The 23,282-nt window shown below is 67.6% G+C and carries 19 protein-coding genes; 6 read left to right on the top strand and 13 right to left on the bottom strand.

Annotated features, from left to right (window positions below):
* Positions 1-43 precede the first annotated feature (43 nt).
* Together KF791_06400 and KF791_06395 are read right to left on the bottom strand one after the other, a co-directional pair.
* Complete coding sequence (locus tag KF791_06400) at positions 44-1,216, bottom strand: AAA family ATPase (GenBank protein ID MBX3732209.1); 1,173 nt, start codon at positions 1,214-1,216, stop codon at positions 44-46.
* Positions 1,217-1,488: 272 nt separating this feature from the next.
* Entirely contained in the window at positions 1,489-4,830 is a 3,342-nt protein-coding gene (locus KF791_06395; protein MBX3732208.1) for a HEAT repeat domain-containing protein, read from the bottom strand.
* 42 nt (positions 4,831-4,872) lie between these two features.
* Here KF791_06395 and KF791_06390 point away from each other — a divergent pair, with 42 nt between their 5' ends.
* From KF791_06390 to rsmA, 3 genes are read left to right on the top strand one after another with little or no spacing between them, the layout of a single operon-like run.
* Entirely contained in the window at positions 4,873-5,727 is an 855-nt protein-coding gene (locus tag KF791_06390; protein MBX3732207.1) for a radical SAM protein, read from the top strand.
* 6 nt (positions 5,728-5,733) lie between these two features.
* On the top strand, positions 5,734-7,071 hold the full coding sequence (locus KF791_06385; GenBank protein ID MBX3732206.1) for an aspartate aminotransferase family protein: 1,338 nt from the start codon (positions 5,734-5,736) through the stop codon (positions 7,069-7,071).
* Positions 7,068-7,898 (top strand): ribosomal RNA small subunit methyltransferase A, encoded by an 831-nt coding sequence (gene rsmA / locus KF791_06380; protein MBX3732205.1) that lies wholly within the window; start codon positions 7,068-7,070, stop codon positions 7,896-7,898. The genes KF791_06385 and rsmA overlap by 4 nt, the downstream gene beginning before the upstream one ends.
* Before the next feature lie 347 nt (positions 7,899-8,245).
* On the opposite strand, the gene deoC is transcribed toward rsmA, so the two are convergent.
* Genes deoC through KF791_06365 form a run of 3 tightly spaced genes read right to left on the bottom strand, consistent with a single transcriptional unit; the run spans position 8,246 to position 11,121 of the window.
* Positions 8,246-8,911 (bottom strand): deoxyribose-phosphate aldolase, encoded by a 666-nt coding sequence (gene deoC, locus KF791_06375; GenBank protein MBX3732204.1) that lies wholly within the window; start codon positions 8,909-8,911, stop codon positions 8,246-8,248.
* Between the two features lie 21 nt (positions 8,912-8,932).
* Entirely contained in the window at positions 8,933-9,904 is a 972-nt protein-coding gene (locus KF791_06370; protein ID MBX3732203.1) for a KpsF/GutQ family sugar-phosphate isomerase, read from the bottom strand.
* Positions 9,901-11,121: an aspartate kinase gene (locus tag KF791_06365; GenBank protein MBX3732202.1), complete on the bottom strand. Its 1,221-nt coding sequence runs from the start codon at positions 11,119-11,121 to the stop codon at positions 9,901-9,903. Before KF791_06365 ends, KF791_06370 begins: the two co-directional genes overlap by 4 nt.
* Positions 11,122-11,239: 118 nt before the next feature.
* Between KF791_06365 and KF791_06360 the strand changes: the two genes are divergently transcribed.
* Complete coding sequence (locus tag KF791_06360; GenBank protein MBX3732201.1) at positions 11,240-12,982, top strand: cation:proton antiporter; 1,743 nt, start codon at positions 11,240-11,242, stop codon at positions 12,980-12,982.
* 34 nt (positions 12,983-13,016) lie between these two features.
* Complete coding sequence (locus tag KF791_06355; protein ID MBX3732200.1) at positions 13,017-13,835, top strand: inositol monophosphatase; 819 nt, start codon at positions 13,017-13,019, stop codon at positions 13,833-13,835.
* On the opposite strand, the gene KF791_06350 is transcribed toward KF791_06355, so the two are convergent.
* The 3 genes from KF791_06350 to KF791_06340 all read right to left on the bottom strand — a co-directional run bounded on the left by KF791_06350 (position 13,829) and on the right by KF791_06340 (position 15,996).
* Positions 13,829-14,881, bottom strand: coding sequence for a carbohydrate kinase family protein (locus tag KF791_06350; GenBank protein ID MBX3732199.1), 1,053 nt, complete (start codon positions 14,879-14,881; stop codon positions 13,829-13,831). The two genes, KF791_06355 and KF791_06350, sit on opposite strands and share 7 nt — an antisense overlap.
* Before the next feature lie 217 nt (positions 14,882-15,098).
* A complete protein-coding gene (locus tag KF791_06345; GenBank protein MBX3732198.1) occupies positions 15,099-15,566 on the bottom strand; it encodes a cupin domain-containing protein in 468 nt (155 codons plus the stop codon).
* Between the two features lie 19 nt (positions 15,567-15,585).
* Entirely contained in the window at positions 15,586-15,996 is a 411-nt protein-coding gene (locus KF791_06340; protein ID MBX3732197.1) for a cupin domain-containing protein, read from the bottom strand.
* A gap of 142 nt (positions 15,997-16,138) precedes the next feature.
* On the opposite strand from KF791_06340, the gene KF791_06335 reads away from it, so the two are divergent.
* Positions 16,139-16,918, top strand: a complete 780-nt coding sequence (locus tag KF791_06335) for a response regulator transcription factor (protein ID MBX3732196.1) — start codon at positions 16,139-16,141, stop codon at positions 16,916-16,918.
* Between the two features lie 15 nt (positions 16,919-16,933).
* Here the strand turns inward: KF791_06335 and KF791_06330 are convergent, their stop codons facing one another.
* The 5 genes from KF791_06330 to recN all read right to left on the bottom strand — a co-directional run bounded on the left by KF791_06330 (position 16,934) and on the right by recN (position 23,256).
* Entirely contained in the window at positions 16,934-18,715 is a 1,782-nt protein-coding gene (locus tag KF791_06330; protein MBX3732195.1) for a phosphoenolpyruvate carboxykinase (GTP), read from the bottom strand.
* Between the two features lie 148 nt (positions 18,716-18,863).
* Positions 18,864-19,310, bottom strand: coding sequence for a DUF2752 domain-containing protein (locus KF791_06325; GenBank protein MBX3732194.1), 447 nt, complete (start codon positions 19,308-19,310; stop codon positions 18,864-18,866).
* Between the two features lie 3 nt (positions 19,311-19,313).
* On the bottom strand, positions 19,314-19,976 hold the full coding sequence (locus KF791_06320) for a DUF4339 domain-containing protein (protein ID MBX3732193.1): 663 nt from the start codon (positions 19,974-19,976) through the stop codon (positions 19,314-19,316).
* A gap of 72 nt (positions 19,977-20,048) precedes the next feature.
* The gene (locus tag KF791_06315) at positions 20,049-21,626 is read right to left on the bottom strand and encodes an MFS transporter (protein ID MBX3732192.1); all 1,578 of its coding nucleotides are present in this window, start codon (positions 21,624-21,626) and stop codon (positions 20,049-20,051) included.
* The gene (gene recN / locus KF791_06310) at positions 21,595-23,256 is read right to left on the bottom strand and encodes a DNA repair protein RecN (GenBank protein MBX3732191.1); all 1,662 of its coding nucleotides are present in this window, start codon (positions 23,254-23,256) and stop codon (positions 21,595-21,597) included. The genes KF791_06315 and recN overlap by 32 nt, the downstream gene beginning before the upstream one ends.
* Positions 23,257-23,282 lie beyond the last annotated feature (26 nt).

The raw sequence follows: 23,282 nt of genomic DNA, 5'->3' as shown, positions 1-23,282 counted from the left end.
ACCTCTCCATGACCCTCGACAATGGAGGCGACTGCAGGCACGGTTATTCCACCGGATGGGGCGCCGACAGGTCAAATTCCTGCTCCGCTACCTCAGGGTCCAGCTGGTTCATGCGGAGCAATTCGCCCACGGTGTAAAGCCGGTCATGGAGAACGGACCGGCCGACCTCGTTGAGCCGGCCAATCCGGGTCGCGCCGTGTTCCGAGACGACTGCCAGGATCGAATCCGCCTCAATGTCCTCGTCGTCAAGAAGGTCCGGGCTGTGACTCGTGACCAGCACTTGCGTCGAGCGGCTGGCATCGCGAAGGCCGTCCCGGAGGACGGCGGCGGAGGCGGGGTGGAGGGCAATCTCCGGCTCCTCGACGCCGACGAGCCGGACGCGGTCCTCACCGCCGTCAGACGATTGGAAAAGGGCAACGAGAACTCCCAGGGTTCGAAGGGTGCCGTCCGACATATTGGCGGCGAAGAACCGCCACGGATCGCGCGCACCGGCGACATCCTGCCGGAATTCCAAGGTCTCCTTGGGGCCGACGCTCCTCGGTTCAACCTCGCGAATGCCGGGCACCACCCTCGACAGATATTCCTCGATCCGCTTCTTGGCGGTCGGGTTCTCACGAGCAAGCTTCCCAAGCACACTGGCGAGGTTGCCGCCGTCACGGGCGAGCAAGTCACCGGCGTCGGGCGGTTGCAGATCCCGGATCCGGTCGGGGTTCAAACTAAAGAATCCCATCCGGGAAAGCGCGGAGTACAGGGGCCGAAACTCCGGGTAGCCGGAAACGTTGACCAGGAACAACCGGTCAGCGGAGGCCGCAGGGGGAACCTCGATGCTGCTGTCCACGACGATCCCGCGCTCCACGCGGAACCGGTCCGTGCGGCTGGGATCGGCGCCCCGAACGCTATTGCAGAACTCTTGTTGGACCTCATACCCGCCTTGGGGTCGCGCGCCGATCTGAAAGCCGTACAACCCGGATGTACCGTCCGGGAACCCAAAGTGGACCTGTAGTGCAAAATGGTTGGGGTGTCCGCCGGACCGGCGCCGTACTTCCTTAATACCGCCGCGTGACCGGAGGGCGTGGTCAAGCGAATCCCGGAGGGCATCAGCGATAAAGCGGAGTCCGTCGAGGACATTGCTCTTGCCCGCGCCGTTCGGCCCGACCATGAACGTGAGCGCCCGCAATGTGAGGTTGCACGTCGCAACGCTCTTGTAGTTCCGCATCGCGAAGCGCTGGACGAAAACCGGCGTGCTCAAGCTACCCAAGTGGGGACTAAACTGAACCGGGGAGCAAGCCTGGCATCGGGTCTTGGAGGGTGAACCCGGAGGGTGCAATCAACGATGGGAGCGACCCCGGAGCCGTCCAAGCCATATACTTCCAAACGCTGGGGCGGATTCGGTGAACAGGTCGGGCAGTCTTGGGGCTTGGAGCGGTAGCCCACCCACCCGACGCAACCACGCCCTGGCGGGAGTGGATGCGGCGGGCGCTCCAGAACTCACTGCACCGAGGCCAGGTATTCTAGGAGGTTTCGAAGGTCCTGCTTCGACAGCAGGTCCCCAAAGCCCTCGGGCATGCCGCTCAGGCCGCGCTCGCGGGATTCAATGTCCGACATCTTCAGGGTCACCAGGCCATCCTCCGGGGAGTTCAACACGAGTTCGTTCGCATCCTCCGACCGGATGACCCCCGCGTAGGCGGTGCCGTCCTTCAAGGTCACCAGCAGGTTCTCAAAACCCTCCGCGATCGAGGCGTTGGGGAACAGGATGCCCTGAAGGACGTACTCCCGCCCCTTCGCCGCCACGAGCCCGGTCAGTTCCGGTCCCACCTCGCCGCCCTCGCCCTCCACCTTGTGGCACCGCACGCAGGCCACCTCGGCCCGCTCCAGAAAGACTTTGCGTCCCGCCTCCACATCGCCGCCAGCCAGGGTGACCCGCCACGGACCCAAGTCGTCGTCCTCCTGGGCGGCGCGGGCGACGGTCCACTGGTCCACCAGCGACTTCAACCCGGGCTGGGCAGCCGCGGCATCGAGGACATCGAGTTCCAGAGACGCAGGAACCTGACCTTCGAGCAATCGCTTCATCCACGGCATGACCAGGGCCTCGGCGGCCGGGGTCCGCAGCCGGGCCAGGGTCGCCAACGCATTCTGTTGCTCGGCAACCGAACCCTGCTCCAGCACCCCGGCCAGCGTTGCCACCGGATCCGCGGGGGCCGCGACCGATGCCGCCGCCAGCGGGGGGACCTCCACGCTCAACTGCAACGCCGTCTTGCGCACGCCCTCCTCGGGGTCCTCCTGCGCCGCCGCCAAGGCCTCCGCATAGCCGGCGACCTGAAGCGCGGACAACGCGGTGAGCGCCGCACTGCGCGTCGCGGCATTTCCCTCGCGACCGATGACGAGCGACGCCAGGAAGGGACCGGCGGACGCGATCCGCAGCGTACCTGCTGCGCGGGCGGCCGCGGTGCGGACGCCGTCCGGCGCCGTCTTCAAGAGGTCTGCCAATTCCGGTTCGAGAGCCGCGGCGGGCGTTGCGGCATCCCGGGCGAACGCCGTCGGGCGCCACAATCCGGTGATCCGATCGCGTCCGCCATTGGCGGGCCAGGCCGCAAGGGCTTCCAGGGCCTCGATGCGGTAGGCCTCGGGGTCGGCACGGGACGCCACGCGGGCCAGCGCCAAGGCGGTGTCGCGGGTGCCGAAACGGTAGTTCGCGTTGATCACCCTTCGACCCAGGGCCGGGTTGCCGGCATCCAGCGGCTCTGACGCGAGTCCCGCGAGCCGCTCCATCGCTCCGGAAACCGGAAGATCATTGATTGCCCGGGCCGCCTCCGTGACGAGCCGTGGCTCGGGATCGTCTACGAAGTGTGCGATTTCCGGGCGATGCAATCGCCGCATGGCCAGCAGCACCCCCATCCGCACCGCGGCGTCGGCATCCGCCCTGGCCGCCTCGAGGGCATCAAAATCATTCACGGTGACCAGTGCCTGAACCGCCGCGTGCCGGACGAACGGATCCCGGTCGGCGTTCTCACGCAACACCCGGAACAGGATCGGCACGGAGTCCGTGCGCCGCAGCTTGCCGAGGGCGATGGTTCCCAGGGCCCGGACGTGCAGGTTCGCATCCGAGGTGAGCCGCACGAGGCCGTCGAAGGCGGGAGGGTAGGCCGCGTCTCCAAGCACCCGGGCCGCGTTGGCGCGCAGGTGCGGTTCGGAGTCGGCCAGCAGCGGCAGGAGGGCATCGAGCTCCTCCGATGCGGCCTCGCGGCCCGGTTTGTGGGCGTACGACTGGATCTGGCCCAGGGCCCAGACGGCGTGGAGGCGGGCGTGGAGGCTGGAGCCGCCCTGCGCGAGCGTTGCCAGCGCCGCGATGGACGCGTCGCCGCGGGCGGCGAGTTCGAACTGGGCCGCCTGCCGCACCCGGAAATTGGGATGGGACAGCAGTTCCAGCAGCGTGGGCTCCGGCTTTCCCGAAAAGTCCGACGCCAGCAGTTCGCGGGTCTCCTGGACGATGGGCTGGTGAAGGGTGTTGGTGTCGAAAAAGCGGTAGATCCTCCCCTTGCCCACAGGTTCCCATCCATCCACCCAGTCGCTCACCCACAGGGCTCCGTCCGGCCCCCAGCTGACGTCCGTGGCTTCGATCGCCCACAGTAACCGGCGGTCCTCCACCAACTCGAAGCTGGCACCCTTGGGCTGGAGCTTGAATGCCACGATGCCCGAACCGGCACCACTGCCCCGGAAATCACACAGGGCAAAGGTGCCCTGCCATTCCGGCCCCAGCCCGGTCCCCGGATAATAGGCATTGCCGCTCGGTCCCGCAGTGATGTTCTTGACCGGCGGGGTGAGGTAGGCCGGTTGCGCATCATTCTGCGGCGCCCACATCTTCTCCGAGTTCCACGGGCCGCGGGGGTTCGGACGCTCGAGAAACTGCCATCCGATCCGCCAGCCGCTGTCACCGCCCTCGATCAGATAGGTCCAACGCGCCTGGTCCCCGCCGTCGGAGTTGTTGTCCCCGGTGAACAGATTGCCCCACTCGTCGAACACAAGCTCCTGGGGATTGCGCAGCCCGGAGTAGAACATCTCCATTTCGGAGCCGTCCGGACGGCATCGGAAGACCGCCCCGGTGTCCGGGGTTCCCACGGTCCCCCCCGGGGTCTGCAGGACCGACGCCCGATCCCCGATGCTAAAGTACAGGCGTCCATCCGGCCCCCAGGTGAGGCCATGCAGGTCATGACCGAGGAAGCCCACACGGATCCCGTGCCCGTAGCTGATGCTGCGCCGCGAGTCGGCCACCCCGTCGAGATCCTCATCCCGGAGGTGCCAGACGTTGGGGATGTTCGCAAACCACACATCACGTCCCCGGACGAGCACGCCGGCAGCCACGCCGTCCAGGGGCGTGGCAAAGTTCTCGGCAAACACCTTCGAGACATCCGCCCGGCCGGTGCCGCGGGTGTCGCGGAGGAATCGGATCCGCTCGGTGTTTCGATAATAATCGGCCATCCCGGCGGGACCCAGATGGCGCTGCATCATGGCGAGCCGGTCATCCACGGACCGGCAGGCGAGGTCTTCATCGAGCCAGTCCATGATCCCGCGGATGTCCGGCACACCGCGCCAGGCGCGAAACGACTCGACGGCGAACACCCGTCCATCGTCGGCCACATCAAACGACACGACGTGCGCCACGTCGGGCTCCGCCGCCCAGAGCTCGGCCTTCCAACCCGGGGGCATCTGGAAGCGTCGGATGGCCTTCTCCCCGTCGTCGGAGGCCTCGACAATCCGTGGCGATTCAAAGCTGCCGGCCGGTCCCAGCCGGTGCTGCGCCGCCGCAGGCAGCAGCAGCAGCAGGGGCAGCATGGCCGTCAAAAGCGGGACGCCGGGGATCGAGGACCGTGTCGAATGCGAGCAGGGCGGCATAGAGCCGCTCAGGGTAAAAAGGAACGGGGCGGACGCAAGCGCGACGGCCCTTCCGGCCATTGCTTCCCGTCCCGGGCCTCCTCCGGGTACGCTGTCGCCGTGGCGGGCAGTCTTGTGGTCAACGAAATCTACCGGAGCGTGCAGGGGGAGAGCACGTTTGCGGGATTGCCTTGTGTGTTCGTCCGGCTGACGGGGTGCGCGCTGCGCTGTTCGTATTGCGACACCGCGTATGCCTTCACCGCAGGCGCCCGGCGATCCTTTGAGGACATCCGGGAAGCGGTGGAGCAACTGGCCGCGCCGCATGCCGGCCAGCGGATTCTGGAGCACCGGCTCCCACTGGTCGAGTTCACCGGCGGGGAACCGCTGCTGCAAATCCAGGCGCCCGCACTGATGCGGGAATTCTGCGACGCGGGATTCACCGTGCTCGTGGAAACCGGCGGGGCCCACGACATCGGGATGCTGGATCCGCGCATCCGCCGGATCATGGATCTCAAGACGCCCAGCAGCGGGGAATCCGCCCGCAACCGGTGGGAGAATATTGCGCAACTTCAACCCACCGATGAGGTGAAGTTCGTCATTGGCACGCGGGAGGACTACGAATGGGCACGGGACGTCCTCCTGCGGCATCAGCTTGCAGGACGCTGTCCCCTGCTCTTCTCGTGGGTGGCGCCCCTCGTGCCGCATCAGCACGACGCCTCCCTGAAGCCGTTGCCGGCGGGCGCGACGCCCATTTCCCGGCAGGAACTGGTCGAGGCCCTGCTGGAGGACCATTTGCCGGTCCGTTTCCAGCTCCAGATGCACAAGTTCATCTGGCCTCCGGACCAAAAGGGAGTGTGAACCGCGATGCGCACCCGGGAAACCCTGCGTCAGCTTCGGCTTTACGAGTCACCCAACGTCACGCACCTCGACCCGGACGGACGGTGGCCAATCGTCTGGGATCGGGCGCGCGGCTGCGCCGTATGGGATCCGGAGGGGCGTCGGTACCTGGACCTCACGGCGGCCTTTGGCGTGGCGGCGGCCGGGCACGCGAATCCGGCCGTGGTGCGCGCGGGTCAGCGCCAGCTTCGCCGTCTGCCCCACGCGATGGGGGATGTGCATCCGCACCCGCTCAAGGCGTCGCTCGCCCGGGTCCTGAGCGGCCTGACCTTCGAGCGTTGGAGCGGCCGCCGGTTGACCGGCCGCACGGTGTTCACCAACTCGGGCTTTGAGTCCGTCGAGGCCGCCCTCAAGACGGCACGCCTGGCGACCGGCCGCCCCGGAATCATCGCCTTTGAGGGCGCCTATCATGGACTGGGCTACGGCGCGCTCGAGGCCACCCACCGCGAGCATTTCCGGGGCCCCTTCCGCGACCAGCTCGGGAAATTCGGAACCTTTGTTCCCTGGCCCGCCTGCTCGACGGCCGCATGCTCCTGCCCCGCCAACCCCGCCTGCGCCGACCTGCCGCGGGTGGAGGCCGCGATGCACGACGCCTTCGCCCGACACGCCATCGGCGCCATCCTCGTCGAACCGGTCCAGGCCCGCGGAGGCATCCGGATCCCTTCCCCACAGTTCCTGCCATGGCTTCGCCGTGTCGCGGACGCCCACGGAGCGCTGCTGATTGTGGACGAGATTTACACCGGGTTTGGGCGGACCGGACGCTGGTTTGCCTGCGAGCACAGCGGGGTGATGCCGGATCTGGTCTGTCTGGGCAAAGCCCTCGCCGGCGGGTTTCCGATCAGCGCCTGCGTCGGGCGCGCTGAACTGATGGAAGCGGCCTGGCCGCGGTCGGAGGGGGAGGCGATCCACACCAGCACCTTCCTGGGAAACCCGGTCGGATGCGCCATGGCCCTGGCGCAGATCGCCGAATTGCGCCGTCAACGGTTGATCCCGCGCAGCGCCTCCCTGGGGCGACACCTCCTCAAGTCCCTGCGGGAATTACCCGCCCGGATCGGTCGCCTGGAGCTCACGGTGCGCGGCCTCGGCTTGATGGCCGGTGTTGAATTGAGACATGCCGATGGACGGCCGGCCGGAGCCGAAAGCCTTGCGGCCATCCAATCCCTGCTCCACCAGGGCTACATCCTCCTGCCCGAAGGTCCCGGGGCCGAGGTCATCAGCTTCAGCCCGCCGCTGGTCATTCGGCGGCCCGCACTCGATCGGGCGGTCAGTGCCCTCAAGCAAATCCTCAGGGAGGTGGCCGCATGACCCTGGGCGACATGCGGCGCTGGCTGGAGGCCCAGGGCGTCATGCTGACGAAATCGCTGGGCCAGCATTTTCTACACGACGGCAATCAATTGCGCCGGATCGTGGCTGCCGCCGGCGTGATCCCCGGGGACCGGCTGCTGGAAATCGGCCCCGGACTGGGGCCCCTGACGGAACGGCTTCTGGCCACCGGAGCCCCGGTGACCGCGGTGGAACTGGATGACCGCCTCGCCAACGCCCTTTCCGAGCGCCTGGGCAATCCCCCGTTGCTGGAGCTCGTGCGTGCCGACGCCCTCGAATGGTTGCGGGGGGATTCGCGCAACTGGTCCACAACCAAGCTCGTGGCCAACCTGCCGTACTCGGTCGGTTCCCCGATTCTTGTGGAGCTCGCCCTGTCCCGGCATCCGCCGTCCCGGATGGTCGTCACGTTGCAATGGGAGGTCGTGCAACGGCTGACGGCGGCTCCAGGGACGGAGAACTACGGTCTGTTGACGCTCCTGATCGCGGCGCGGTACGAGCCGGAGGGATGGTTTCGAATTCCGCGCTCCTGTTTTCACCCGCCCCCGGAGGTGGATTCCGCCTGTGTCAACCTCGTCCGTCGGCCGCAGCCCCTGGTGGCGGACGACGTCCTGCCCACCTACGTCCGCGTCGTGCGGCAGGCCTTCAGCCAACGGCGCAAGATGATGCGCAAATTGCTGGTCACCCGCTGGGCGCCGGCGCTCGTGGATGCCGCCCTCCTAGCGGCCGGGGTCCCGCACGGCGCCCGGGCTGAAGTGCTGCCCCCGGAGGCCTTCGCGGACATTGCGTCCCGGCTGGCAGCGCCAGACTGAAGCGGATGAACCGGAAACCGCCCGCGGCCGCGGTCGCCGTTTCCATTGCCGTTGCCGCGGGCACCCCGGTCAGCAATCAACCGAGGCAGCCGGCGAACTTCCAAAAACCCCGGGTCCGGTCGGCCATGCGCAGCGTCCGGGCATGCGCGTCTCCCCCAGCGGTCGCTCCGTCGCTCAATAGATGGTACCCACCGCGCCCGATCTCGCGCAGCCGGGCGGAGGTCAGCCGGCTCTCCAGACAACTGGCGGGCCCCCGCCGCTCCGTATCCCGTGACGCACCGCGTGGACGAACGATCATTCCCAGCCGCAGACGCAGCCGGACCCGGATCGCTTCGAAAATCTTTTCATCACATCCCGAGGCTCTGGACGAGGGCCACCCCTGCGCTGGTCCCCATCCGGTCCGCCCCGGCATCCATCAGAGCCACGACCGTCGCCAGGTCCCGGATCCCGCCGGACGCCTTGACGCCGAAATCCGGCCCCACGATGGAACGTAACAGTGCGACATCGTCCACGGTCGCCCCCCCCGGACCAAACCCTGTGGACGTCTTCACCCAGCGGGCCCCGGACTCCACCGCCATTGAGCTCGCACGGCGCTTTTCGTCTTCGGTCAGCAGCGCGCATTCCAAGATCACCTTCACCGGGACACCGCCGGCCGCCTCGACCACGTCGCGCAATTCACGCAGCACGTACCGGTCATCGCCATCCTTGAGCCGCCCGACGTTGAGGACGACATCCAGTTCCTGGGCGCCTAGGTCCACGAGCGACTCGCATTCGAACCGCTTCACGTCGGCATCCATTGCCCCAAGCGGAAAGCCCGCGACCGCCACGACCCGAACTCCGGTATCTTCCAGCCGGTGCGCCGCTTGGAGCACGCGGGACCCGTGCACGCACACCGCGTGGAAGCCCCAATCCCGGGCCTCCTGACAAAGACGTTCGATGTCCGCGGCCGTGGCGTCGGCCCGCAACAGGGTATGGTCCACGATTCGGGCCAGTTCCGGAGCGGTGAAAGTCATGGTGTCGGGGTGCCGGGCGGGCTACATCAGCTTGAGTTTGGGAAGATCCTGGGAATCCACCAGGCCGACGGGTTCGCCGCGCGCGTTGACCACGATCAGGTCGTCCACCGACTTCCGGTCGAACAGCCGGAGCGCCTCAATGGCCATCGCCTCCTCGCGGATGGACACCGGCCTCCGCGTCATCACCTTGCGGAGCGGACAATCCAGCGCCTGCTCATCCGTGGCCATCCGGCGCCGCAAATCCCCGTCGGTGAACACGCCCCGCAGGCGCCCAGCGGGATCCACCACGGCCACCGAACCCGAGCGGGCGCGGGTCATCAGCAGCAGGGCCTCCCGTACCGTGAGAGTGTCCGGCGCCACCGCATTGCGGTCGCCCCGGCGCATGATGTCCCCGACGCGAACAAGCAGGGCCCGTCCGATGGCGCCGCTGGGATGCCTCCGGGCAAACTCCTCGAGTTTCAATCCCCGGGCATCCGCCACCGCCAGCGCGAGGGCATCCCCAAGCACCAGCATGGCCGTCGTGCTGGAGGTCGGAGCGAGATTGAAGGGGCAGGCTTCGCGCGGAACCCTGCAGGCGAGCACGACATCCGCATGCCGCGCGAGGGTGGACCTTGGGGCGCCGGTCAGCGCGATGATCCGGACGGCAAACCGTCGCAGGGCCGGCAGCAGATGGGTGAGTTCCTCCGACTCGCCGGAGTAGCTCAGCGCCAGCACCAGGTCGCCCTCATGGAGAATTCCAAGGTCCCCATGGAGGGCATCCACGGAATCGAGCACGACTGCCGGCGATCCGGTGCTGCTGAGTGTGGCGGCGATCTTCCGCCCGATGGCGCCGGATTTGCCGATGCCGGCGACCACAATCTTGTGCCGTTCCCCCAGGACCGCCGCCGTCAGGGAGACCGCGCATGCAAACGAGTCGTCCAGCGACGTCGCCACCGCCTGCAACGCCGCAATCTCGGTCCGGAAGACCTGCCGGGCGCGCGCGAGCGGTGTCATCCCTCCAGGAACGCCCGGTGCAGCGTCCGCAGCCCCTCCTCGCTCCGGGAGAGCTGGATGATCACCGAGATCTTGATCTCGCTGGTGGAGATCATGTCTATGTTGATTCCCTCGCCGCCGAGCACATCAAACATCCGGGCGGCGATGCCCGAATGGCTGCGCATGCCGACGCCGACGACGGACAATTTGGCGATGTCCTCCTCGGCCACCGCCTCCTTGAAGCCGACCTCCCCCTTGAGACCGTCAATCACCCGGCTGGCCTTGAGCAGGTCCGGACGGTCCACGGTGAAGCTGAGATCCGTGGACCGCAGCCCGCCCTCATGGCTGGAGTTCTGGACGATCATGTCCACGTTGATGGCCGCGTCCGCGAGGGCGCGGAAGATCCGGGCCGCACGTCCGGGCTGGTCGGGAACCCCGAACAGCGTGATCTTGGCCTGGTTCTTGTCGAGGGAAACGCCGCGGACCACGACGCCCTCCATGCTGGTGGTTTCCTCTTTCACGATGGTGCCGGGGGACTCGTTGAGACTGGAGCGGACTTCAAAAATGACGCCAAACTTCTTGGCGAACTCGACGGACCGCAGCTGCATCACCCTGGCGCCGGCGCCGGCCAGTTCCAGCAGTTCGTCATAGGCAATCTCGGGGAGCTTGCGGGCGGCCGGAACGATCCGGGGATCACTGGTGTAGATGCCATCCACGTCGGTGTAGATCTGGCACAAGTCGGCCTTGAGCGCGGCCGCCAGGGCAATGGCGGTCAGGTCGCTGCCGCCACGGCCGAGGGTGGTGATCTGTCCCTCGGGTGTCTGACCCTGGAATCCCGCCACGATGACCACCGCGCCCTGGTCCAGCAGCCGGTGGACTTCACGGGGGCTGATGTTCCGGATTTTGGCCTTGGTATGGACGCCGTCGGTCACGATGCCGGCCTGGGCGCCGGTGAGGGACACGGCGGGGATCCCCAGGGCGTGGAGGGCGATGGCCGCAAGGGCGATGGTCTGCTGCTCGCCGGTGGACAGGAGCATGTCCATTTCCCGTTCGCTCGGCAGCGGGGTGATCTCCTTGGCCATGCGGATCAGGCCATCGGTGACCCCGCTCATGGCGGACAGGACGACGACGACCTGGTCCCCCTGGTGCCGGTGGCGGGCCACGCGGTCCGCCACGGCGCGGATCCGCCCGGTGGTCGCCACCGAGGTGCCGCCGTATTTCTGCACGATCAAGGCCATGTCAACGAAGCCGGGGATTTCCGCCGGAAGCGCTTCGGGGGGGAAGGAAAAAAGTGACCGGGGAACGGCGGTGGGCTTCCCCCCGCCCCGAGACCTTCCCTAGTCTTTCGGTCGCCACGTGCACGACCTGCTCCGCGACATCTCCCTCTGCATTGCCGCCGCCTGGATCCTCGGTGTCGTTGCGCAGTGGCTTCGCCAGCCGGTGTTGCTGGCCTACCTGGTGGCGGGATTCGTGATCGGGCCCCGGGGGCTGCGGTGGGTGGTTCACGAGGAGGCCATTGATGTCATTTCCGAGCTCGGCCTCATTTTCCTGCTCTTCATGATTGGGCTGGAGATTGACCTCAAGAAGATCGCCGCCGCGGGGCGCTCGATCACCGTGACCGCGGTGGTCCAGATCGCGGGAACCACGGCGCTGGGCATCGGCCTCGCCCGGGCGGTCGGTCTGCCGATGGGCGGCGGCCAGGGGTGGGATGCCCTGTACTTCGGCATCGCTTGTGCCCTCAGCAGCACCGTCATCGTGGTCAAAATCCTGTACGACAAGCGGGAGCTCGACACGGTGGCGGGCCGGGTCACGCTGGGCGTGCTGGTCCTGCAGGACCTGGCCATCATCCTGTTCCTCGCCATCCAGCCGAGCCTCGACCAGATGCGCCTCGGGGCTCTGGTGCTGTCCGTGGCCAAGGTGGCCACGCTGGTGGTGAGCGCGCTGGCGCTGAGCCGCTTCGTGCTGCCCGCCCTGTTCCGTCACGTGGCCCGGCTGCCCGAACTGGTGCTGGTCGGGGCCCTCGCGTGGTGCTTTTCGGTCGGCCAGGGTGCAGCCTCCCTCGGACTCTCCCGCGAAATGGGCGCCCTGGTGGCCGGCGTCGCGCTGTCCACGTTTCCCTACGCCCTGGACGTCACCGCCAAGGTCACCAGTCTGCGGGACTTTTTTGTCACGTTGTTCTTCGTGGGGTTGGGCATGACGATTCCGTTGCCCACCGGGCCCATGATCACCCTCGCCCTCGGCTACTGCGCCTTCGTCATCGTCAGCCGGTTCCTCACCATTTTTCCGCCCCTGTACCTGCTGGGATCCGGATTGCGCCTCAGCCTGGTCAACAGCATCAACCTCTGCCAGCTCAGCGAGTTTTCCCTCGTTCTGGTCGCCCTCGGCATCAAGGAGGGCCAGCTCGCGCGTATGGACACCGGGGCCATCTCGCTCGCCTTCGTGCTGCTCGCGCTGCTTTCATCGTTCACCATGATGCGCTCGGACGGAGCCGTCCGCCGGATGACCCCCTTCCTCAAGCGGTGCGGCTTGAAGGACCTGGATGATGGCGAGACGCAGATGCGCACCCGGGAACAACTGGCCTCATCCGGGGGCCACGGGTCTGCGCGGATCCTGCTGCTGGGCTTCTTCCGAACCGCCAGTTCCCTGCTGGAGGAACTGCAGCGTCACGCACCGAACCTCCTCCCCCAGGTGGCGGTCGTGGACTTCAATCCGCTCGCGCTCAACGAGCTCAAGCGCAGGGGCATCCGCGCGTTGTACGGCGACCTCAGCCAGCGCGACACGCTGATGCATGCGGGCATCGCGCAGGCCGGGGTGCTCGTATGCACCGTCCCCGATTCCCTGCTGCGCGGGGTGACCAACCTCAAGCTGGTGCGCACGCTCCGGGAGCTGAATCCCACGGCCCGGATCATCGCCCCGGCGGAGCGGGTCGGCGACGTGGCGGTGCTCCGTCGGGCGGGTGCCGACTACGTGAGCCTGGCCCGCCTCGGGGAGGCCACGGATCTGCTCGAAGCGGTCCAGGCGGCCGAAAGCGGACTGCTCGAAGAGAAGCGGCTCCGGCTGGAGGCGTTGCTCAAGGACCGGGCCGAGGTGCTGCCTTGAGCCCGACCCGGGATTCGGATTCCCTCCCCGTCCCATGAACGATCGCCAGATTGATGTCGCCCTGGAGGCGGCCATCCGGGCCGCACGCGCCGCCGGAGTGCTGATGGCGACGCACCGGACGCGTCCCAAGAAGGTCCATTCCTCGACGCGCCATGACCTCAAGCTGGAACTGGACGTCCGCTGCCAGAGGGTGATCACCCGAAGCCTCGCCGGGGCGTTTCCAGACATTCCGGTCCTGGGCGAGGAGGCGGTCCAGGAGGCGTCGTTGACGGCCCCGGCCCGGTGGGTGGTGGATCCGGTGGATGGCACGGTGAACTTCGCCCACGGCATTCCCCATGCAGCGGTGAGCATCGCCCTCCAACTGCGGGAAACACCACGGTCGGCCGGATATGCCGATGGCTACGCCACGGTGGCCGGGGTCGTCCTCGACCCGTTTTGTGATGAACGGTTCACCGCGCGACGGGGGCACCCGGCGTGCCTGAACGGACGCCGCATCCGGGTGAGCACCCGGCCCCTGCGCGAGGCGATTCTCAGCCTTGGGTTCTCCGGCCGTGCCGGAAACATCCCGGCGCTGGTCCGGGACGTCCAACGGCTGGCACCGCGCGTGCGCAAGCTCCGGATCATGGGTTCCGCGGCCCTCGCCCTGGCCTACGTCGCCAGCGGACGATTTGACGCCTACGTGGAGACCGGAATCCAGCTGTGGGACATCGCCGCCGGCGGGCTGATTGTCGAATCAGCCGGCGGCGTGTTCCGGCGGCGGCAGGCCGGACCCGACGGCCGGATCGCCCTCGAGGCCTCCAACGGCCACCTGGGCCGCCGGCCGCTGGTCGCGGTACCGTCGGGGACTCAGTAGTCCTCGTCGGGCTCCAGCGGGGGCCGGACCCCGTACTTCTTCTTCAACGCCTCGACCTGGGCGAGTGTCTTCATGCCTCCGGTGCAGGTCGGATGGGTGAGCGACGCGGCGGCGGCGCAGACGCCGGTGAGCAGACACCGCTGCAGTTCCCAGCCCTCGTGCAGGCCGTACAAGACACCGGCGCAAAAGGCATCGCCGGCACCCGCCGTCCCGGCGATCTGCTTGTCCGGCACCTTCAGCGAGGGCTGCCAGTGATCCTTGCCATCGCGGGTGCGGGCGAAACAGCCCTCGGGAAAGTGAATGACAATCAGTTCCTTGACGCCGAATTGGAGGATCGCGCCGGCCGCATGGCGCAGGGAGACCGTGTCGAGCACGCCGTCCTTGCGGATCTTGAACCCGGCCACCTGGCCCGCCTCATATTCGTTGATGATGGCGTAATCGCAGAACTTCAGCGACGGAATGGCCACCGACTTGAACCGGTCACTCGCCTCGCTGACGACATCCACACAGGTCTTCACCCCCGCCGCCTGCGCCGCCTGGAGCAACCGGGACGCCGGGGTGATCCCCTCCTTGTTGACGGTGTCCAGCTTGTCCAGCAGGAGCAGGTAACCGAGATGAAAGATCCGTGCCTTGATCTTGCTGAAGTCGAGTTCCTTCGCGTCCCAGAGGGCGTTTGCACCGCGGCAGTGGAAGAAGGTGCGCCGGCCGGTGGACGCCACCGTCATGACGTCGGTGTAGCTGGTCGGGACATCGGGAATGGCCTTGAGAAAACGCGTGTCAATCTTGTGCTGCTTGCAGTCCGCCAGGATGGCCTCGCCGTCGGCGTCCCGCCCCACAAAACCCGCGCCCGCGAGGGGAAACCCGGCGCCCAGCTTTGCCAGGTTGAGCAGCACGTTGTACGGCGCCCCTCCGGTGCCCTGGTGCCGGGCGGTGATGTTGGCGAGCTGCTCGAGCTGCGGATAGGTATCAATGATCTTGACGTGGTCCACGATCCAGTTGCCACCGGCAAGGATTCCGGACCGTTTGTTCGCGGGAGATGGTTTCATGCGTATCAGGACAGGGGAGACCCCTTCGGATCCCCCCCGCGGAAATGAACCCCGCGACGCTACCGGAACCGCCCTCCGCTGTCTCTACGGAATTGCGATCCCGCCCTGGTGCCGGGGGGTCCCGCGAGTCCCGGGCTTCGTTTCCCCGGGGGTGGCACGGCGGGAGCCCCGCACCAATGCACGGACGGGGAATCCCATGGCGATGGCGGGCAGGGTCTCAGAATGGGGTGCAACCCGGCCCGCCGAATGACGGCAGGTCGGAGCGCTCGCGCAATCCCTGCCAGGGGGCCTCCCCGGAGACATCCTCCACATCGGGAGGACCCGCCTGCGCCGGGCTCAGGATCGCCAGGAACACCAGCGGCTCTCCAAACGGATTGTAGGTGCCGTGGACCTCCCCTTTCGGAATCAACACCATGTCGCCGGGCCCGAGAATCCGCCGGCTGCCGCCGCACCACTGCTCCGCCCGCCCGGACAGCACATAAATGATCTCCTCTCGCGTCGGATGCCGGTGGAAGGGATGGCTGCGTCCGGGCTCCATCGTCGCGCGCACGAGGAGCAGTTCCCGGCACGGGACCACATCGGGACGCGACAGCCATTCATTGACGGTAAAGACGGTCGGCTCCACGAGGCGTTCGGCCGCAGTCACAAAACGCCGCTCATCGCCTGGATCGGGGGTGGACTCCATGGGGAGGATCCTGGGGGGATTACGCTGCCGGGGGCTTCCGCACGGACTTCCAGGGCTCCTCGCCGCTGACATCCACGGCGAAGGGCCCCTCGAACACGGCTGGAGACAGGATCGCGAGGATCACGGCATCGCCTGGGCCCGCGTTGAAGGTGGCGTGGACCCGTCCTCGCGGGATGTGGGCCACCTCTCCGGGCAAGAGGCGGCGGGAAGCCTCCTCGACCCACTGTTCGACCTCTCCTTCCAACACGTAAATGATCTCCTCAAGCTCCGGGTGCGTGTGGAACGGGTGGCCTTCTCCTGGAGGGAGCACGGCGCGGCACAGTTGGAGCCCCTGGGTCTCGGCGATCTCGCGTCGAACGAGCCAGTAGTTGGTACGCCCCCGATATTCCTCCTTCAGGGCCTCGGCGGTGGTGATGAATCGGTGCACCATGGAATTGACGGTCGTCCTACACGAACCCGCCTGCGGCGTCGAACCGGGAATCGCCCGGAGCCGGGAGGGAGCGGGTCCGTTTCGTTGGACAACACAAGCCCGCGATGGAAAAAGTCGTCCCACCCCGTTAGAATGGGCCTCCATGGATGCACCCACCCAGAGCCTCCGTGTCCTCACCGTGGATGACGAACCCCTCGGACGGGAACGGCTGCGCCATTTCCTCGCCGCGGAACCGGAGGTCACCCATGTCGGGGAGGCCACCAACGGTGAGGAGGCGGTCTCGCAGATCCGGGACCTGCGCCCGGATCTCGTGTTTCTCGACATCCAGCTCCCGGGCTGCAATGGGTTCGGCGTCCTGGAGCGGCTCGCCGACCTGCCGCCCCCGGCCGTGGTGTTCGTCACGGCACACAACGAATTCGCACTCCGGGCCTTCGACGTCCACGCGGTGGACTACCTGCTCAAGCCATTCGACCGCGGACGGTTCCGAACGGCACTGCGGCGGGCCATGGACCGTCTGCGCACCACCGCCCCCTCGGAACTCGCCTCCCGCCTTCAAGCGGTCCTGGCCCAGATGCAGACGCGTCCGGATCCAGCGGTCGGGCGCATCCCCGTGAAGTCCGGCAGCCGGGTGACATTCGTCAACGTGGCCGATGTGGACTGGATCGGGTCGGCGGACAATTACGTCGAACTGCACGTCGGAACGCAGGTGCACCTCGTCCGGGAAACGCTCACCGCCATGGAAAAGCGGCTGCCGCCGGACCGCTTTGTCCGCATCAGCCGCACGGCGATCGTCAACGGTGAACGGGTCCGGGAGCTGCAGCCCCTGTTCCACGGGGAATACAGCGTCATGCTGCGCGACGGAACCCGGCTGACCCTGAGCCGGACCTACCGCGACCAGTTGCCGCGGTTTGGGATCCGCTGACCCGGGCCTCGGACGTCAGAGCCGGGCCACCAGCAGTTCCCGCTGGAAGATCATCTCCTTGGGCAGGAACTGGTAGATGTTCATGAACAGTTCGTCGTGCTGCAGGATTTCGCGCCGCCATTCGTCCGGGTTCATCGCCTGCAGCCGGTCGAACCGGGACTCGGTGAATCCCTCGAGCCCGTCGGTGTCGAAATCCTCCCATCGGGGCACCCAGCCCAGCGCGGTTTCGCAGGCACCGGCGTGGTGGCGACAGCGGTCCACAATCCAACGGAGCACCCGCATGTTCTCGCCATAGCCCGGCCAGAGAAAGCTGCCGTCCTCGTCGCGCCGGAACCAGTTCACCTGAAACACCCGCGGTGGCAGGCGCAGCTTCTTGCGCATGTCGAGCCAGTGACGGAAGTAGCGGCCGATGTTGTACCCGCAGAACGGCAGCATCGCCATGGGGTCACGACGGACCTGCCCCACGGCCCCCGCCGCCGCGGCCGTGGTCTCACTGCCCATCGTCGCTCCCAAAAACACCCCGTGACTCCAGTTGAACGCCTCGAAGACGAGGGGGACGGTATTCGGACGCCGCCCGCCGAAAATCAGGGCCGAAATCGGCACCCCGGCCGGGTCGTGCGCCTCGGGCGCCAGCATCGGGTTGTTGATCATCGGCGCCGTGAAACGCGAGTTGGGATGGGCGGCCTTCTCGAGCGATTCCGGGGTCCAGGGATTCCCGCGCCAGTCGAGGCACTCCGCCGGGGGCGGATCATCGTGCCCCTCCCACCAGACCGTGCCGTCGGGCTTCAATGCGACATTGGTGAAGATGGTGTCGCGCCGAATGGACTGCATGGCGTTGGGGTTGGTCTTCGCATTGGTGCCCGGCGCGACCCCGAAATAGCCCGCCTCCGGGTTGATGGCATGCAACCGTCCGTCCGGCCCGGGCTTCATCCAGGCGATGTCATCCCCGACGGTCCAGACCCGCCACCCGCGGTACCGTTCCGGCGGCACCAGCATGGCAAAATTGGTCTTGCCGCACTGGCTGGGGAAGGCGGCCGCGACATAGGTTTTCTCACCGTCCGGCGATTCAACACCCAGGATGAGCATGTGCTCGGCCATCCAGCCCTCGTGACATCCAAGCCACGACGCAATCCGCAGGGCGAAGCACTTCTTCCCGAGCAGCGCATTGCCGCCATAGCCGGACCCGACCGAAATGACCTCGTTGCGTTCCGGAAAGTGACAGATGAACCGTCGCTCCGGGTCCAGATCGAGCAGGCAGTGCAGACCGCGGTTGAATTCCGCCCCCTCCCCCAGCGCCTCCCAGGCCACCCGCCCCATGCGCGCCATGATGCGCATGTTGAGCACCACATAGATGGAGTCCGTGATTTCGACGCCCACCCGGCTCAACGGGGATCCGGGCGGCCCCATGAGGTACGGGACGACGTACAGGACGCGTCCCCGCATGGAACCGGTCACCATCGCCAGCAACCGCTCGCGCATCGGCCCGGGTGCCGACCAGTTGTTGGTCGGTCCCGCATCCGCCTCGGACTCCGTGCAGATGTAGGTGCATTGCTCCACACGGGCGACGTCGTCCGGATGCGACCGGTGGTAGTAGCATCCCGGCAGCTTCTCCTGGTTGAGCCGGACGAGGACCCCCTGCGCCACCGCGGCGGCGTACAGCGCGTCACGCTCGGCCCCGGATCCGTCACACCAGAAGACCCGGTCGGGCAGGGTCCTGCGCGCCACGTCCCCCACCCAGGCAAGGACGTGGGCATTTCCGGGACGTTCCGTTCCAAAGGCGGCAGGCAGTTCGTTCATAATGGGACCTTTCAGGGGGCGCTGGGAGCGGCCCCCGGAGAAACATGATTGCGTGCCCGGGTGTCGCGCCGCGCCGATTTTGCCAGAACCGCAACACGCCGCGGCCATCGCGGACGAAACGCGGCCCGATGAGCAGCGCTGCGCGAGGTCATCCGAGGTTGCGTCCAACGCCAAAGCCGGCCGCAAGCCCCGCCAGCAGGGCGAGCAGCCAGGGCTGGGTCAACGGATTGGGCCACCAGGATCCGGTCCACCGCCCTCGCACCCAGCGCACCCCAAGCGCGGCCCCAAGTGGCACGGCGAACAACACGAGGGCGTTGTGGCGGAAGGCCTCGACCACACGGCCGTTCAAAAGCGCATGCAACGCGCGTGTCGCCCCGCATCCGGGGCACTGCAGGCCCGTCCACTGATGCAGCAGGCACCGCGGGAAGTAGGGCTGTCCGGACGGCTCCACGCGCCAGACGATCCCCATCGCGACGAGCACCAGCAGGCCCAGACCAAGGAGTACCAACCCGGTCCGGCGGGTCGCTGCGGGAACCGGGACGGGGACCGTGGACGGCAGCGGCGGCTCGGCGTTCTGGACCCGGACCGGAGGCATGGATCAGCGGAAGGCGGACTTGACCTCCGGCTTGTTGAGCACCAGGAGGCTCCAAACGCCGATGGGCAGTCCGATCAGGCAGCAGCAGCCGGCGCAGGGCAGCAACGTCAACACCGCCGCCGTGACCGCCAGACCCCAATCCTCAAGCCGCTGCATCTTGAGCGCACCAAAGATCACCATGCCGTTGACGGCCACGCCAAACAGGGCCTGCAGGATGTCCGTCACCCCAATTCCGGCGTTCCGCAACTGCTCCAGTTGAGAGCGGCTGCCCGGATCCAGCGGCAGGCCGCCATTGAGCGCCCATTCCAGCATCGCCCCCCGCGCCACCAGCATCACCAACACCAGCACCATGCCCAGAGCGGCCATGATGACCATGAGCTGCGCCGGCAACCGCACCAGATTGGCGGCCCGGACGGGATCGGCCATCGGGATGCCGCGGCCGGGGACCGCAGCGGGCATGTCCCGAGTCTCAGCGGGTCCCGGCGGGGTCCCCAAGGCCAGCAATCCGGCAAACTCGGGGAACTGGCTGAGCGGCTTCCACTCGGCGTCGCCCTCGTTGCGGATCCTGGAATCCCGGTTCAGCCGTCCTTCCTGGATCCACTGGCGGACCGTCTCGGCACCGACGGGTCCGTATTCCTTTTGGTCTCCTCCCTGGACGCGATACATGGCGCTCTTTGATGAGTCGGGGTGACTGCTGCGGGAGATCCCTATCAGGCTCGGGCGGTCCGGGCGAGAAACTTATGCAACGGCCGGCGCGGCCACCGCACCCGGGTCGCGATACCGGTACTGCCGGGCCACCAGAACAAACACCACGGAGACGACAAAGGTCATGCCCGCGTACAGCAGAAAACGCCCGGGCGTCACGGAGGCATCGTCGCGCGCCCCACCGCCAAATCGCGTGATCAGCGCCACCAGACCGTTGCCCGCAGCCACGGTCAGCAGCCAAAAGCTCATGATGATGCTCTTCATGCTCGCCGCCGCCTGGGTGTAGGCGAACTCCAAGCCGGTGGTGGACACCAGCACCTCCGCCGTCGTGAGGATCAGGTAGGGCACCGACTGCCAGAGCACGCTCAACTGGGCACCGTCGGCGAGGCGTTGCTGGATCCAGGCCACCACCACGTACGAGAGGCCGGCGACCACCATGCCCAGCCCGATCCGTCGCAGCGGCGTGATCCATCGCCGGCCCAGCGGGTACACCACGCCCGTGAGGAGGGGCACCAGCAGCATCACCAGAAGCGGATTCAGCGACTGCATCTCCTCGCCCCCGATCACATAGGTGTCCGTGATCTGCCACGGCACCATCTGCCGCGCCTGCAGCACCCAGGTGGACGAGTGCTGGTCAAACATCGCCCAAAACGGGGGGATCAGGACAAAGATGCTCAGCACCGGAAGCACGGACCGCGCAGCGGCCACCTCCGCCGCCGTGTACCTCGGCATCGCGCCCGACCAGAAGTCGGGCCCCGCACGGCGTCGCCGCCAGGCCTCAAGGGCCACCGGGAAGAATCCCGCCACGTGGCTCTCGCGCGCCGGCGGCACGTGCAGGTAACGCTTGCGTCCGCTCCAGAAAATCAACGTCGCCAGCCCCATGACGATGCCGGGGACGCCAAACGCCCACCCATAGCCCACGGTCCGCGCGAGGAACGGAATGGTCAGGAATGCAAAAAACGATCCGAAATTGATGGAGAAGTAGAAGGCGGCGTAGGCCTTCTGGTAGAGCCGCGAGGCTCCCACCGGGAATTGATCGCCCATGAACGCCGACACGCACGGCTTGATGCCTCCGGCCCCCAGGGCGATCAGGGTCAGTCCCGTCCACAGCAGGGCCACCCGGGTTTCCACCACCTGCGTCAGGTCGCTCAGCGCCAGCACCCCGTGTCCGGCACAGTACAGCAGCGAAATCCACAAGATGGTCCGGTAGCGTCCCCACAGCCGGTCGGAGAGGTAGGCCCCCAGGAGCGGCGTGAAGTAGTTCGCCATGATGAACAGGTGGATCCACAGGGTGGCGGTGTCCTGGGTCAGCCCCAGTCCGCCGCGGATCACCTCGCCGGAGATGTAGCCGGCGAGGATGCCCTTCATCCCGTAGAAGCTGTACCGTTCGCAGGCCTCGTTCCCGATGATGAATTTGACCTGCGACGGCCACGGGGTGCGGACCGGGGACTCCGCGGGGGCGGCGGGGACGGCGGCGGGGCTGCTCACGCCCCTGCGACTACCGCGGACCGCCCGTCCGGTGCAAGCCCGCAAGCCCCACAAGCCCCACAAGCCCGCGGAACCATCAACCTCGGCCTCCTCAGCCCTGCTCGCGCAGCAGCTCCGCCGCATGCACCTTCGCCGCCGCGCCGCCGCCCAGCATGCGCGCCACTTCCTCCACCCGTGCCGCGCCCTCCAGGCGGGTGACACGCGATTCGGTGCGGCCCTCGCTCAATGACTTGCTGACGACGAAATGGGTCTCCCCGGCCGCCGCCACCGGGGCCAGGTGGGTGATGCACAGCACCTGATGCTGCCGCGCGATCCGTCGCATGCGCTCCCCGACCGCCCGGGCCGTCTCGCCGCCGACATTGGCATCCACCTCGTCAAACACGAGCACCGGCACCGCATCCTCGGCCGCCAGCACGGTCTTGAGCGCCAGCATCACCCGCGCGAGCTCCCCGCTCGAGGCAATTGCCCGCAGCGGATGCGCCGGTTCGCCCGGGTTCGGGGCAAACTGGAATTCGCAGGCGTCGCAGCCCGTGGACCCGGGAGCCGGCAGCGGGCGCAGCCCGATGTCAAAGTGGCACCGGGCAAAGCCCAGAGCCGACAGCTCGCGGGTCACCGCAGGCGTCAGGCGCGGAATCACCCGCTGCCGCGCCGCGGTCAATGCCGCGCCTCCTGCCGCGAGTTCGGCATCCAGCCGGGCAGCCGCGGCGTCCAGCCGCGCCACCTCCCCATCCCGCCCCTCCATCCCCTCCAGCCGGCGCCGGGCGTCCTGCCCAAACTCCAGAATGCCGGCGATCGTCGGGGCATACTTGCGCCGCAGGGATTGAACGAGGTTCACGCGCTCTTCCAACGCCTGGAGGCGTTCCGGATCGAGTTCAATGTGGTCGGCATAACGGGACAGGCTGCCCTGCAGGTCGCGCACCAGTTCAACTGTCTGTGCATGGAGTGCCGCCAGGGGCTCCGCATCCGGATCCAGGCGTTGCACGTCCTGGATGGCCCGGCCGGCCTGCGCCAGCGCCGCCGTCGCGGAATGGTCCTCGCCATCGAGCGCCTCCAGGGCCGCCGCCGCCAGCTCCCGCAGCCGTGCCGCGTTCCCGGCCCGGCGGAATTCAGCCTCCAGATCGGCCTCATCCGAAGCCTCCAGCCGCGCCGCCTCGATCTCGGACACCTGGAACCGCAGGAGGTCCAGTTGCTGCGCGAAGGTGCGCTCATCCTCCATCAGCGCGCGACGGGCCTGATCCACCTCCGCACGGTTCCGGACCCGCGCGCCGAAGGCCGCCACCTGCTCCCCGAGGCCGCCGAAGGCGTCCAGGATCGCAAGTTGCCGGGCCGGTTGCAGCAGCGACTGGTGTTCGTGCGGTCCGTGCAGGTCCACCAGCCAGTCCCCCAAGGCCGCCAGGCGATCCAGGGTGGTGGGCGATCCGTTGACAAACTGGCGGTTGGTCCCGGCGGCGGTAAACGTGCGTTTGAGCAGAAGCTGCCCCGGCTCCCCCGGCTCGAGCCCGTTGGCCTCAAAATAGGCCGCCAGGGTCGCCTCCAACCGGGGGACTTCAAACAAGGCCTCCACAGTGCAGGCCTCCGCTCCGGATCGCAGCAGCGTCCGATCCGCCCGCTGACCGAGCACCAGGTTCAGGGCGCCGAGGATCACCGACTTGCCCGCGCCCGTCTCGCCGGTGAGCACATTCAGGCCCCGACCGAACTCCACGGTCAGGTCGGCGACCAGCGCGAGGTTGCGGATTCGCAACGTGGTGAGCATTCCCGCGCGACCTTCCCGCGCCGCGG

The sequence above is a fragment of the Verrucomicrobiia bacterium genome (assembly GCA_019634635.1).
Taxonomy (GTDB): domain Bacteria; phylum Verrucomicrobiota; class Verrucomicrobiia; order Limisphaerales; family UBA9464; genus UBA9464.
The sequence above is the reverse complement of the archived record's forward strand: the minus strand, read 5'-3'. Positions and strand labels throughout refer to the sequence as shown.